Source organism: Psychrobacter proteolyticus (assembly GCF_039762275.1).
Classification (GTDB): domain Bacteria; phylum Pseudomonadota; class Gammaproteobacteria; order Pseudomonadales; family Moraxellaceae; genus Psychrobacter; species Psychrobacter proteolyticus_C.
Genome location: NZ_JBDLOB010000002.1, coordinates 461,565 through 475,526 on the forward strand (window position 1 = coordinate 461,565; position 13,962 = coordinate 475,526).

Here is a 13,962-nt window from a genome sequence, read left to right on the forward strand (position 1 = left end):
AAATTATTTAATAAAATTCTGACGAAAGCTACCAGTTTTTATAGCGGACAATATACTCCTGCTATAGGTAGATTTTATATGGTGTAATTGTGTTTCACGGTAGTTATGATATTACTTATTCGTAATCATTATTTATCAAGCATAAATTATGACGTCTATACATAGTGATGCAATAAGTATGCCATATAGGCTTTTGAAAGGTAAAAGAATGGAGAAAGCTAATAAAGAACAGTAAGTTATAAACCGACGTCTTGTAGAGGATAGTCGATGATGGTGATAATCTGAGTACTGGCTACCGAACTTTGGATATCAGCACTTTGTCCAAAATGGGCGCGCAAACGATCAGCTTGAATATAGAAATTCATATGCTGACGCAAGTCATGATTGATAATTAGTGTCTTTTTGGGAAGCGCAACATCAATCATGATTTTAACTCGGTGTTGTTCCCACGTGACTTCAATATTAATACAGATAGTTTCTGTGGTCAGCTCTACCACATTGAGGAGTATTTTCTCTAGCACGCTTTGTAGCGTTAGCGCAGTGATAACCATGTCATACATGATATCTTCTTCAGGTAACTTCCAATTGACTTCGAGCTTGTCTGCTAAACGACTAGATTCGATTGCCAAATAATGCTCACAAAGATCAACCTCTTCTTCAAAGCTAATCTCACGTGTACCACTAAAACTAGCACGGAACAATGCAGAGACGTGCTGTAATAAGTCAGCGGCTTTGGGCGGGTTTGATTCAATCAGTGATACGAGTGTATTGATAGTATTAAAGAAAAAGTGCGGGGCCGTACGGGCTTTTATTAGGTCATTTTGTGCAGTCAATTTATATTCAAAGGACAGCTTGAGCGCATTAAGCTCACGGTAGCTGCGCAGAAAATATAATAAAAACACAGTGGTAAAACCGCCAGACAACACTGTATTGAGCACGATATTCAATATAAACGTGCGACTATCATATGTTAGCCAGCCGAAATTAATCATAGATAATGTGACTAACGCCATCGAAACTGCAGCAGCAAACATTAGTAACAGTACAATCCGCATACTTACGCTAAGAATACTGGCGTTTTTGAAGGCAGGGCGTAAATAGTCAACTAAATACAGTGAGGGAATAACCGTCAGAGTGTTTTGAGTAAAGCTACGTACAAACTGAATCATGAAGTCTGACCAAGTGGCTAGACTATGGCGCTCCATTACCGTTAGGAACAAGGACCAAAAAAAGATATATGTCAGCCACTGCCAAGGCCTCATGATCTCCATGAGTTTAGGAATAAAAAACTCTAAGCGTGTAGCTAGTAAGGCAACCTCATCATTTGCTATACTCGAGTTCTTATTCTCTTGACTTGTCTTGTACCGATATGAACGCCAATTCTTCAAAACCTAGTAATCCTGAATCAAGTAAAAGTTCATCTGACTCTGATTTTAGCACAGATGCTCCTATAACAAGTACCACAACGCAGACTGCGTCTGCTAGTAGCCAAGGCCAACAAATGTGGGGTGGACGCTTTAGTGAAGCGACAGATAGCTTCGTTGCTGCCTTTACTGCTTCTGTGAGCTTTGACCAGCGCTTTGCTCGTCACGATATTCAAGGCTCGATTGCGCATGCAACGATGCTAAAAGAATGTGACATTTTAACTGCTGATGAAGTTGCCACCATTATCGATGGCCTGCAGCAAGTATTGCGTGAGATTGAAGCGGGAGAGTTTAACTGGTCGATCGCTCTGGAAGACGTGCACATGAATGTCGAGTCACGTTTGACTGACATCATAGGTGCCGTTGGTAAAAAGCTACATACTGGACGTAGCCGTAATGATCAGGTAGCCACAGACATTCGCCTATGGTTGCGCGAAGAGACTGATAATATCATTGAATTATTAGTACGCTTGCAAAGCGGCTTGCTTGATTTGGCCGAGCAACATACTGACACTATCATGCCAGGCTTTACTCACTTGCAAACGGCACAGCCTGTTAGCTTCGGGCATCATGTAATGGCATGGTTTGAGATGTTATATCGTGATACTGAGCGTCTTGTCGATGCACGTCGCCGTATCAATCAGATGCCACTTGGTAGCGCAGCGCTTGCTGGTACGACTTTCCCAATCGATCGTACCATCACTGCTGAATTGCTAGGTTTTGAAGGTATTTGTCAAAATTCACTCGATGCTGTTTCGGACCGTGATTTTGCGATTGAGTTTACTTCAGCGGCTTCTATCCTGATGATGCATATGTCGCGTATGAGCGAAGAAATTATTCTTTGGATGTCAGCGCAGTTTAATTTTGTGCAGATACCAGATCGCTTCTGCACAGGCTCATCGATCATGCCGCAAAAGAAAAATCCTGACGTACCTGAGTTGGTACGCGGTAAAGCGGCACGTGTCTTTGGTCAGTTGATGACTTTGCTTAGCCTAATGAAAAGCCAGCCACTCGCCTACAACAAAGACAACCAAGAAGACAAAGAGCCTTTGTTTGATTGCGTTGATACGTTGACAGGTTCACTATTAGCGTTTGCTGATATGCTACCAAACATCACGCCAAACAAGGAGAGCATGCGCGCTGCTACGATGAAAGGCTATGCGACTGCGACTGACTTGGCAGATTACCTAGTACGTCAAGGCGTAGCATTCCGTGATGCCCATGAAGTCGTTGGTAACGCTGTTGCTTTAGGCATCAAAGAAGGTGTTGATCTAAGTGATTTATCATTGGCACAGCTACAGCAATTTAGCGATGCTATCGGTGAAGATGTCTTCGACTATCTAACGCTAGAAGGCTCATTAGCAGCTCGTGACCATTTAGGTGGCACTGCGCCAAACCAAGTCAAGCAAGCGGTGGTCAATGGCCGTGCTCGCCTAAAAGCCTTTGCCTAATCAGTACTTTTGAATAAAAGCTAACCTGCTAATATAAATTTAACACCCGCTATCTATGCGGGTGTTTTTATTTGTCCTATGACCTTTACCGGTTTAGCCAATGTCATTATCAAAATATCAATAGCTTTGGAAATTTCAATAAAAAGGTTAAACGTAGACAGTATTTATCATACACCAACTACCAAAGACTTTTAACAAATGGATAGAGGCTTGACGATATACATTAGTACCCTTTGCTAAATCTACCAAGACCGTTATCATAGACTCATATGATATTTGATTTAACCACTTAATATAATGAATAAGGAATGCCTTATGACTGAGACTTTTAACCCTCAAGCAAATACTGTGTTTTGCCGTAAATATAAGCAAGATTTACCGAAAATGCCGCATCCACCCTTCCCTAATAAAAAAGGTCAAGAGCTGCAAGAGACCGTATCTGAAAAGGCGTGGAAAGAATGGCTTGAGCATCAAACGATGCTTATTAATGAAAACCATCTAAGCATGATGGATCCTGCTGCTAAAAAGTTTTTGACAGAGCAGCGTGATAAGTTCTTAGACAATGAAGACTATGAGCGCGCACAAGGTTGGACACCAGAAAGCTAGGATGTACTTACCTCCTAATAGCAATATCTAATAATCATAAAAAAACGCGCTTACTATAGCGCGTTTTTTATTATAAGGTGAGAATCAATGTCTTTCTTATCAGCCTTCATCACTATCTGACGTTTCAAGCTCATTGGCTGACAATGTACTAACTTGACGAGCAGCTAAGCGATCATTGGCTTCTTGTACCGCTTTTTCGACCATGGCATAGTCTGAATGACGTACGTCTTGTCCACTGATATAGTTAATCACTAGCTCTGAGACATTTTGTGCATGGTCACCGATACGCTCAAGCGAGCGTAATATCCACATGATATTGATGACTTTTGATACATGGCGTGAGTCTTCCATAATATAGGTCATCAAAGCACGAATGGCTGACTGATATTCGGTATTGACCGCGCTGTCATTACGCATCACTTCAAACGCTTGTTCCGCATTCGATTGACTAAAAGCTTCTAGCGAGTTGTTTAGCATCAGACGAACTTGATTGCTCAGATGCTGAACTTCAGCGTAGCCGTATGCTGATTTACCTTCTGCCGCAATTTTACTGGCCATTCGCGCAATCTTTACCGCTTCATCGCCGATACGTTCCAAATCAACCACACCTTTACTGATTGACATGACTAAGCGCAAATCACTGGCTGCTGGCTGGCGTTTGGCGACCAATAATAAAATGTGCTCGTCGAGTTCGACTTCCATTCGATTGATATCGAAGTCCATATCGATGACTTCTTGCGCCAGTGTTTCATCTTTATCGATAAGAGCGTGTATGGCTTTAGCCACTTGGTTGGCCGCGCTATCACCCATGTATAAAAATAAACGGATGGCTTCATCAAGATCTTGGTCAAAACTTTTGGAGATATGCTTATCACTTTGCATGAGAGGTATTCCCTAGAATCTATATTTTAATAGCGCAGTGTGCCTATGAAGTTAGAAAGTCGGCCTATGACATACTAATCAGCGTTGTCTGCTTGTACCGACTTCAATCTCAATCAATGTTAGCCATAACGACCTGTAATATAGTCTTCCGTCGCGGTTTGGGTAGGCTTGGTGAATATCTGATCAGTCTCACCCATCTCAATCATATCGCCCAAATACATATAGACTGTATAATCAGATACGCGTGCTGCTTGCTGCATATTGTGAGTGACGATAGCGATGGTATAGTCATTTTTCAGATCTTCGATTAAATCCTCGATAGCACCCGTCGAAATAGGATCCAGTGCAGATGTCGGCTCATCAAGCAGTAATACTTCAGGCTTGGTAGCTACACTACGTGCTATACACAGACGCTGCTGCTGACCACCTGATAACGACAGTCCTGATGCTTTTAGCTTGTCTTTCACTTCTGGCCATAGTGCTGATTTCTTCAGTGCCCACTCGACGCGATGATCCAGCTCGTCTTTGCTTAATTTTTCATACAGTCGTACGCCAAAGGCGACATTGTCATAGATTGACATCGGGAACGGCGTTGGCTTCTGAAAAACCATACCAACTTGTGCACGCAGTAAGTTCACATCGATATCTTTACCCAAGATGTTTTTGCCATCTAGGTTGATGTTGCCCTCTGCGCGCATACCCGGATATAGATCGTACATGCGGTTAAAGGTACGTAGTAGCGTAGACTTACCACAACCTGAAGGACCAATAAAAGCAGTCACTTTTTTATCAGCGATATCGATATTGATGTTTTTTAATGCCTGAAAATCATCGTAATAGAAATTTAGATCTCGAACTTCCATTTTTGCAGCAGGCATATTCTTAGGAATATCTTGAATCGTTTGTTTATTAAAATCAGCAGTATTTGGTTGCTGAGCTTGGGCGCTAGTAGACATGGGTCTATTTAATAGGCTGCCTGTTGCCGTATTAAAGTTGTCAGCAGTCGTGTTCGTACGGACGTTGCTTAGGACATCATTCATAATATTTCAACCTAGCTCAATTAATTTCATATAAGTTTAAGTAAATGCTTAGCGTGTAGCGTACTACAGTCTGGTCTGCTCTCAGCCCTTATTTGGGCTGACCTCTACCACCGATAAATCTTGCCAAAATATTCAATACTAGGACAGATGCAGTGATAAGTAGTGCTGCCGCCCAAGCCAATGTATGCCAGTTGTCGTAAGGACTCATCGCAAACTGGTAGATGGTATTAGGTAAGTTAGCAATAGGCTGACCCATATCAGTACTGAAGTATTGATTGTTAAGTGCAGTAAATAGTAACGGCGCTGTCTCACCGGTGATTCGAGCAAAAGCCAATAGCACACCTGTGGTCAGTCCCGCGCGCGCAGCTTTCACAGTAACCTGAGTGACCAGTTTCCATTTAGGGGTCCCTAGCGCATAGGCCGCTTCGCGTAGACTATTAGGTACCAGATTCAGCATGTTTTCTGTCGTACGCACGACCACTGGAATAACAATCAATGCCAATGCCAACGCGCCTGCCCAACCAGAGAAACTTTGACCTTTTACCATCAGTGCATAGATAAATAGACCGATGACAATCGATGGCGCTGACAATAGAATATCATTTAAGAAGCGTGTGACCTTGCCCAGCATACTGCCTTTAGAAAACTCAGATAAGTAAATACCTGTCATAAGACCAATAGGTGCACCGATAAATAATCCTGAAAACGCCAACATGACCGAACCAACGATAGCATTACGTAAACCGCCTGCACTCATCGGTGGCGGCGTATCAGCGGTAAAAATTGGCAGCTGTACCATGCCTTGGAAGCCTTCAACAAACAAAGTCACCAAAATCCATGACAACCAAAATAAGCCAAAAATCATCGCTGACATGGCAAAGCCTAGACCTAACTTGTTGGTCAAACGACGCTTGTTATAAAGGCTTTGATTATAGCGGGTAGCGCCGTTTGGCTTAGTAGGTAGTGGTGCATTGATCGCATTGTTAGCAGGCATAATATTTATTTCCCATATCTTTTATCAATATCTATCAAGGTTCAATAAATCGGTAACAGACTTATCGGTTACCTGCTTTGTGATCCATGCGCATGAGCATCAGTTTTGCTAAAGACAGCACAATGAAGGTGATAACAAATAAGATTAAGCCTAGATGTAGTAAAGACGCAAGATGTAGCTCACTAGACGCTTCAGCAAACTCATTGGCTAAGGCCGAAGTAATCGTCACACCAGAAGTAAATAGGCTTGGACTGATATTAAACGCATTACCAATCAAGAAAGTAACTGCCATCGTCTCACCCAATGCACGACCAAGTCCCAAAATCACACCACCAACGACACCAGCTTTGGTATAAGGCAGGATAATTTTGAACATCACTTCCCAAGTCGTCGCGCCCATGCCATATGCTGACTCTTTCAGTAAATCTGGTACGACAGAGAAAACATCGCGCATGGTAGCAGCGATGAACGGTATGATCATAATGGCAAGTACTAGGGAGGCGGTAAACATACCCAGTCCCATAGGCGCACCTGCAAACAGTTTACCGATAATAGGCAAAGGCCCAACGTGCTCAATGAACCATGGCTGAATGTGATCACCAAAGAATGGCGCAAATACGAACAGTCCCCACATGCCATAAATGATAGATGGGATACCAGCCAATAACTCAATGGCTATACCAAGTGGTTTTTTGAGGAACTTAGGGCACATCTCGGTTAAAAATATCGCAATACCGAAACTGACTGGAACCGCGATAACAATAGCGATAAATGACGTGACTAAGGTACCGTAAATAGGCGCTAATGCCCCGTATTCATTGGCGACTGTATCCCAGTTATTGCTGGTATAAAATCCCAAACCAAACTCTTGAATACTCGGCCATGCTCCAACAATTAGAGACACCAAAATGCCCCCTAAAGATAGGAGGACGAGTATGGCAAACGCTTTGGTAGAGTTCACAAATAAAGCGTCGTAACGTTTTTGTTTAGCCAGTTGGGACCTTAAGTCTGTCATAAGTGTCTCAGCATTGAATGGGATGAATCGAAATATTAAAAGATGTATATCAGGTCTTAACACAACAAACTTAAACGGTATGAGTAAGCATATTTATCGAGATGTATTCATCAAATTTGCTGTGTTAAAACCTCTCAAACAACTACCGGAGAATAGTTATTCGAGAGGATAAATTGTCAGTTGCTAAATAGCATTTAGCAGAAACAAATTACTGAGCTGGCTTGTAGACAGGCTGTCCATCGCTACCTTTTACTTCGTTCCACTTCTCTTTGAACAAGGCCACTGCCGTGTCAGAGAATGGTACGTAGTCTAGTTCCATGGCGCTGTCATCACCTTGGGTATAAGCCCAGTCAAAGAAGTTCAACACGCCAGCGACTTGCTGAGGATTTTCTGGTTGCTTATGTACCAAGATAAAGGTCGCAGCAGCGATAGGCCATGCTTGGTCAGTTTCAGAGTTAGTGATGACTTTATAAAAGCCTTCTTGTTGTGACCAGTCGATATCACCTGCTGCAGCAAACGTCTCAGCAGATGGCTGTACGATGTTACCAGCTGCGTTTTTCAGCGCAGTATGTGACATCTTATTCTGCTTAGCGTAAGCATACTCAACATAGCCGATAGAGTTTTTCATACGGTTTACGTAGCTTGAGACGCCTTCGTTACCTTTACCGCCTGCACCAGTAGCAGAGGTCGGCCACTTGACGGTTTTATCAACGCCAACGGTGTCTTTCCAGTCTGGTGAAACCTTGGCAAGATAGTCAGTAAAGTTAAACGTCGTACCTGAACCGTCTGAGCGGAATACTGTTGTGATTGCGGCATCTGGCAAGGTCAAATCTGGGTTCATCGCCTTAATCGCAGGGTCATTCCAGTTACTGATTTTACCCAAATAGATATCAGCCAACGTTGTGCCGTCTAGCTTTAGTGCACCAGGCTCAACACCATCAATGTTGACGATTGGGACAACACCACCGATGACTGTTGGGAACTGAATCAAACCTGCTTCGTCTAACTCTTCAGGCGTCATCGGTGCATCAGAAGCACCAAAGTCTACTGTTTTTGACTGGATTTGTTTGATACCACCAGATGAGCCAATCGACTGATAGTTGACTTGGCCGCCGGTCGCAGCATTGTAGTCATATGACCATTTCGCATAGATAGGCTGCGGGAACGACGCACCTGCACCTGTAATATTCATAGCAATATTTTCAGCAGATTTAAAATCTGACGTAGCAGAAGATGCTGTCTGAGAGGTTGTTTCAGCTGTTGTCACAGCGCTACTGCTAGTATCAGCAGTTGGCTCCGCCGTATCTGTTGACTTATTACACGCCGTAAGCATTAATGTACAACTGACGGCCACTGCTAATAACGAATAACGCATGTAGGACTCCTGAAGTTTAACAACGGTATAAAAAAGCATTGCTTGTGATATGCGTGTTATCTTGCCAAATCTTTATGACAGTTTAATGACAACTTCTAGAATCCTTCATTCGCTTTACATAATATTTGAATAATTTGTCTACAACCTAGTAATATTAAGCATCCTCATCTATCAATACTCAAAAAATTATTCACGAAAATATGGAACCTTGTGTTTGACACAGAATATTTGTATCCAAATACCATTAGCCGTTGGTACAGAATTTTGTTAATATGAAGGCTGATTTACAACACTGACAGACTCGGGGTGCGGTGTATTTTTGGCTCACTTTATTAAACTTGCTTTATTAAAGTAGTCGCCTTGATACATTCGCTGAGAGATCACCCGCCGAACCTGATGCGGTTAGTACCGACGCAGGGAAGTCTTAAGCACTTTGTTATTTATGACAAAGGGCGCGTAGAAATACATTTTTATCGTCACTACTGTCTTAATATGCGTGATGCATAACCAGATAAGAAGAGAGGATATAAAGCTGCGTCCAATATTTGATGACCACCATGCGCGACGATATTTTTTGGTCGAAGTTGTGGGTTCATGATATAAACTTGTCTAGATAATGGATGCTTACCCCCGCAGATACTGGCGGTGTTGATTTTATTCAAAAACCAACACGCTAGGACAGCATATGACTACTGCAGACACCACCTCAATTGCACCGAAAGCCCAAACGCATAACCCAGCCGACAACACAACGCTTGCTTCAAATGCTGCTGACACGACCAACGTCAAAGCAGATAAGAAAGCAGATGCGCTAAAAACCCCTGCTCACCGTGCCGCAAGTGATGCCCGTTTCGAAGAAGATGCGCGCGACCTACACCGCATCTTACCTGCCTCAAGAAAAGTCTATATCGAAGGCTCAAGACCTGATATCCAAGTACCGATGCGTGAAATCAGCTTGGCTGATACGCCTGTTGGCGGTACTGGAGATAAAGACGGTGAGCATAATCCACCGTTTTATGTGTATGACACTTCAGGTGTATATACCGACCCTAATGTCGATATCGACCTAACACGTGGATTGCCAAAATTGCGTGAGAACTGGATCGCAGAACGCAATGATACAGAGCAGTTAAGCGGCCTATCTAGCTCATACGGACAAGCGCGTGCTCGCGACATCAGCACTGCTAACCTTAGATTTGCTCATATTGATAAACCTCGTCGCGCCAAAGCGGGACAGAACGTCACGCAAATGTACTACGCACGCCGTGGCATCATCACTCCTGAGATGGAATATATCGCCATACGCGAAACGCAGAAGCAACATGAACTGACCGATATGCGTCAACACGACGGCGAGAGCTTCGGTGCCAATACGCCTCAAATCATTACCCCTGAATTTGTTCGTGATGAAGTAGCGGCTGGACGCGCTATTATCCCAAACAACATCAACCACCCTGAGTCTGAGCCGATGATCATCGGGCGCAATTTCTTGGTGAAAATCAATGCTAATATCGGTAACTCAGCGTTAGGTTCATCTATCGATGAAGAAGTATCCAAAATGACGTGGGCAACACGTTGGGGTGCGGATACCATTATGGATTTATCAACGGGTAATCATATTCATGAAACCCGTGAATGGCTAATCCGTAACTCTCCTGTGCCGATTGGTACGGTACCGATTTATCAAGCATTAGAAAAAGTCGATGGCGTCGCTGAAGACCTTACATGGGAAATATTCCGTGATACGTTGATCGAGCAAGCAGAGCAAGGCGTAGATTACTTTACTATTCACGCTGGCGTGCTATTACGCTATGTACCACTCACCGCAAAGCGTCTGACAGGTATCGTCTCACGTGGTGGTTCTATCATGGCACAGTGGTGTCTAGCCCATCACAAAGAAAGCTTTTTATACACGCATTTCGAAGACATCTGCGAAATTATGAAACAGTACGATGTGGCGTTTAGTTTAGGTGATGGCCTACGCCCTGGTTGCTTGCAAGATGCCAATGATGAAGCGCAGTTCGGTGAGCTACGTACGCTTGGTGAATTGACCAAGGTCGCATGGGAGCATGATGTACAGGTAATGATCGAAGGCCCTGGACACGTCGCGATGAACCGCATCAAAGAAAACATGGACTTGCAGCTTGAGCTATGTGCTGACGCGCCTTTCTATACTTTAGGGCCATTAACCACAGATATCGCCCCAGGTTATGACCACATCACTAGCGCCATCGGAGCTGCAATGATTGGTTGGTTTGGTACAGCGATGCTGTGCTATGTCACGCCAAAAGAACACTTAGGCCTACCAAACAAAAAAGACGTCAAAGACGGCATTATTACTTATAAAATTGCCGCACACGCTGCCGACCTTGCTAAAGGTCATCCAGGAGCACAGGCACGTGACAATGCGCTATCTAAAGCACGTTTTGAATTCCGCTGGGATGATCAGTTTAATCTAGCGCTCGATCCTGATACTGCACGCGAATATCATGATGAGACGTTGCCAAAAGACGCACACAAATCGGCACACTTTTGCTCCATGTGTGGCCCTAAGTTTTGTTCAATGAAAATCACTCAAAACGTGCGTGAATATGCAGCAGGACTAGATAAAGATGCTGCTAATAAAAAAGTGACGCCGCAAACGGGTGACTTAACCGATGCTGGTCACCTAATCAAAGAGGTAGATACAGAACTCGTCGGACAAGTTGGTGAAGCCACTGCTGAGGAAATTCGCCAAGGCATGGCGGAAATGACTAAAAAATATAACAACGAAGGACGTCAGTTATATAAAGAGGTGTAGAGTTAATAACCTATATTTTTGAAATAACAAAAGCCCTACTATTTAAGTATTTGCACACTTATCTAGTAGGGCTTTTTTGCTTATTTACTCATGATCTAATTACGAATTTTTATTTACTACGTTTAAACTTTCGACGCTTCATAAATCTCTTCAATTGAGGCATTAATGGTTTCAGCAAACTCGCTATCGCTTTGTTGTTTACTCAAGCCTTCAGTAAAGGCACGCGAGAAGCTCGCAATCATACCTGGGTTTTGTTTGAGTTTGGCACAAGCATCAGTGCGGCTATAACCACCAGATAACGCCACAACTTTTAGCACTTTAGGATGATCAATTAGCTCCTGATAAAACCCAGCTTCTTCAGGTAAAGTCAGCTTAAGCATCACTTGATGTTCGTCACTTAAGCGTTCTAGATTGCGCAATATATCTGTCTTCAACAGTAGCTCACATTCATGCTTTTGAGTGCTATCAATATTGACCTCTGGCTCGACGATAGGCATCAGACCTTTTGAAATAATTTGCTTAGCCACATCAAACTGCTGCTGTACTACAAGCTCGATACCATCGACGTTTGGCTCATAGATGACTGAGCGCATTTTAGTACCAAATACGGGATAGTTTTTTGCTTTATCTAATAATAGATCTAGATTCGGAATCGGCTTCATAACTTGTACGCCGCTCATTTGCTCAGCCAGTCCTTTATCTACCTTTAAAAATGGTACGATATTTTTATCTTCCCACAGATAATTGGCCGTCGACTTGCCATTGACTTCGCGCTCCATGGTATCTTCAAATAAAATTGCACCAAGTACACGCTCGCTATCAAAACAGTCACATGTCATGATACGAGCACGCATTTCATGAACCAAATCAAACATGGCTTCATCGTTATCATAGTCGTCGCTGCTGACACCATAAGTCTCTAACGCTTTCGGTGTGCTGCCGCCACTTTGATCAAGAGCAGCAATAAAGCCTGAACCATTTTTTATACGCTGTAATTGCTTATCGTATTCCATTGAGCCTGCATCCTATTTTTATTGGTTAAGTTAACTATCATAAACTAAGCTTTTTTATTCCATACAAGCCGTGTTATTTGTAGATAACCTTATCATAGGATGATTTATATGCCTATATAGGATACGTGACAATATAGCTAAAAAATTATGAAACCAATACTTTTGGACAGTGCGCTTTACGCCAAAAATAGCACCCCTACACAGCAGACTGCCAATACTAATCCTATTATATTGATACGGTTCAGCTGCTCTTTAAATACACCTACGCCAATCAATGTCGCTACGGCAATAACACCGACATTCATACCAGTAAAGACGATGCTAGGAGAATCATGCAGCACTTGGTGTGCTCGCACATAGGCATAAATATTGCCCATGTTTAATGTACCGAGCAGCAGACCTGTCATAAGCGCTTGTTTTTGCCAACGTACCCGTGTGACCACTAAATAGACTAAAAGCAATACACCTGCTACGCCAAAACTTACCAGTAGAGTCAACGGAAAGGCCGCCCCTTGTTTGGCCACTTGTTTGAACAAAATATCAATAATGCCGTAGCCTGCCCATACCCCGAATAACCACAGTGGCGTATGCTTTGCTTGCCGAGTAATATCGTTATGCTGTGTTCGATAGACAAGCGCACCTAATGCCAAAAAGCCTAACGCTAGTCCAAGTATACGTGTACCAGTCAGCACCTCACCGAATAGCAAAAAAGCCGCTACGATGGGAATAATGAGTGATAAGCGCTGAGACGCGTCGGTTGCTACCATCCCCACCGCTTCAATGGCTCGTCCGAGAATGATAAATACAGCAGGTAATAGTACTCCAAGTGCGATGATGATTCCCCAAGCGCTATCAAGCGCATGAATGGCACCTACATCAGGTTTTAGTAATACCCAAGTCAGTAAAAAAGCCACAGGATAGCCTGCCACGATGGTCTGACGAATATCTATATTTTTCTGGCGCAATATTTTCAAAAGTACTGAGACAGCGACGCTACATAGCACCGCTATTATTAAATACATCATTCACTGCTACCTTTTGAACTTCAATGTTGAGTTATTACTGTTCGTATATTGATAAAAACCATTAAATAAAATACCTGCTAATCAGCTGATTTTTGCAATAAAATCATACTTATAAAAGCAACATTTAAACCATGAATAAGTTTGGATGTAGAATGTAACAAAATATGTTTTCTACAGCAATCTATTTATTATAGTTATAACTGAAGCTCTCAAGACATAGCTATTCTTAAGCAAATTACAATTAGCATGCAGGTATGATTAGTAATTTTGCTAAAATAGCACCTAATCCCAATCACAAAAGTAAAGATTCTAGATAACGAGTCCTCTCGTTCATCTT

General features: G+C 42.8%; 11 protein-coding genes and 1 riboswitch. Of the genes, 3 read left to right on the forward strand and 8 right to left on the reverse strand.

Translation table 11 applies throughout. From position 1 onward, the window contains the following. Nucleotides 1-236 precede the first annotated feature (236 nt). On the reverse strand, nucleotides 237-1,262 hold the full coding sequence (locus ABFV72_RS04995; RefSeq protein ID WP_347162670.1) for a histidine kinase: 1,026 nt from the start codon (nucleotides 1,260-1,262) through the stop codon (nucleotides 237-239). Between the two features lie 239 nt (nucleotides 1,263-1,501). On the opposite strand from ABFV72_RS04995, the gene argH reads away from it, so the two are divergent. Both argH and ABFV72_RS05005 read left to right on the forward strand, forming a co-directional pair. Next, the gene (gene argH, locus ABFV72_RS05000) at nucleotides 1,502-2,875 is read left to right on the forward strand and encodes an argininosuccinate lyase (protein ID WP_347162797.1); all 1,374 of its coding nucleotides are present in this window, start codon (nucleotides 1,502-1,504) and stop codon (nucleotides 2,873-2,875) included. A 315-nt stretch (nucleotides 2,876-3,190) separates the two neighbouring features. Then, on the forward strand, nucleotides 3,191-3,481 hold the full coding sequence (locus tag ABFV72_RS05005) for an oxidative damage protection protein (protein WP_057757820.1): 291 nt from the start codon (nucleotides 3,191-3,193) through the stop codon (nucleotides 3,479-3,481). Between the two features lie 99 nt (nucleotides 3,482-3,580). Here ABFV72_RS05005 and phoU read toward each other — a convergent pair whose 3' ends face one another. The 5 genes from phoU to pstS all read right to left on the reverse strand — a co-directional run bounded on the left by phoU (nucleotide 3,581) and on the right by pstS (nucleotide 8,787). Beyond that, entirely contained in the window at nucleotides 3,581-4,363 is a 783-nt protein-coding gene (phoU, locus tag ABFV72_RS05010; RefSeq protein WP_347162671.1) for a phosphate signaling complex protein PhoU, read from the reverse strand. A 119-nt stretch (nucleotides 4,364-4,482) separates the two neighbouring features. Next, nucleotides 4,483-5,319 carry a phosphate ABC transporter ATP-binding protein PstB gene (gene pstB, locus ABFV72_RS05015; protein WP_101204716.1) on the reverse strand — a complete coding sequence of 279 codons (837 nt, stop codon included), beginning with the start codon at nucleotides 5,317-5,319 and terminating at the stop codon, nucleotides 4,483-4,485. A gap of 172 nt (nucleotides 5,320-5,491) precedes the next feature. Continuing rightward, nucleotides 5,492-6,397 carry a phosphate ABC transporter permease PstA gene (pstA, locus tag ABFV72_RS05020; protein WP_101204644.1) on the reverse strand — a complete coding sequence of 302 codons (906 nt, stop codon included), beginning with the start codon at nucleotides 6,395-6,397 and terminating at the stop codon, nucleotides 5,492-5,494. A gap of 61 nt (nucleotides 6,398-6,458) precedes the next feature. Beyond that, nucleotides 6,459-7,412, reverse strand: a complete 954-nt coding sequence (pstC, locus tag ABFV72_RS05025) for a phosphate ABC transporter permease subunit PstC (protein WP_101204645.1) — start codon at nucleotides 7,410-7,412, stop codon at nucleotides 6,459-6,461. Between the two features lie 208 nt (nucleotides 7,413-7,620). Then, nucleotides 7,621-8,787: a phosphate ABC transporter substrate-binding protein PstS gene (gene pstS / locus ABFV72_RS05030; RefSeq protein WP_101211185.1), complete on the reverse strand. Its 1,167-nt coding sequence runs from the start codon at nucleotides 8,785-8,787 to the stop codon at nucleotides 7,621-7,623. A gap of 292 nt (nucleotides 8,788-9,079) precedes the next feature. Then, a riboswitch (TPP riboswitch) is annotated at nucleotides 9,080-9,224 on the forward strand. A 248-nt stretch (nucleotides 9,225-9,472) separates the two neighbouring features. Between pstS and thiC the strand changes: the two genes are divergently transcribed. Continuing rightward, nucleotides 9,473-11,587, forward strand: a complete 2,115-nt coding sequence (gene thiC, locus ABFV72_RS05035; protein WP_347162672.1) for a phosphomethylpyrimidine synthase ThiC — start codon at nucleotides 9,473-9,475, stop codon at nucleotides 11,585-11,587. A 122-nt stretch (nucleotides 11,588-11,709) separates the two neighbouring features. Here the strand turns inward: thiC and ABFV72_RS05040 are convergent, their stop codons facing one another. Continuing rightward, nucleotides 11,710-12,600: a fructose bisphosphate aldolase gene (locus ABFV72_RS05040; RefSeq protein WP_347162673.1), complete on the reverse strand. Its 891-nt coding sequence runs from the start codon at nucleotides 12,598-12,600 to the stop codon at nucleotides 11,710-11,712. 176 nt (nucleotides 12,601-12,776) lie between these two features. Beyond that, nucleotides 12,777-13,625: an EamA/RhaT family transporter gene (locus ABFV72_RS05045; RefSeq protein ID WP_347162674.1), complete on the reverse strand. Its 849-nt coding sequence runs from the start codon at nucleotides 13,623-13,625 to the stop codon at nucleotides 12,777-12,779. Nucleotides 13,626-13,962 lie beyond the last annotated feature (337 nt).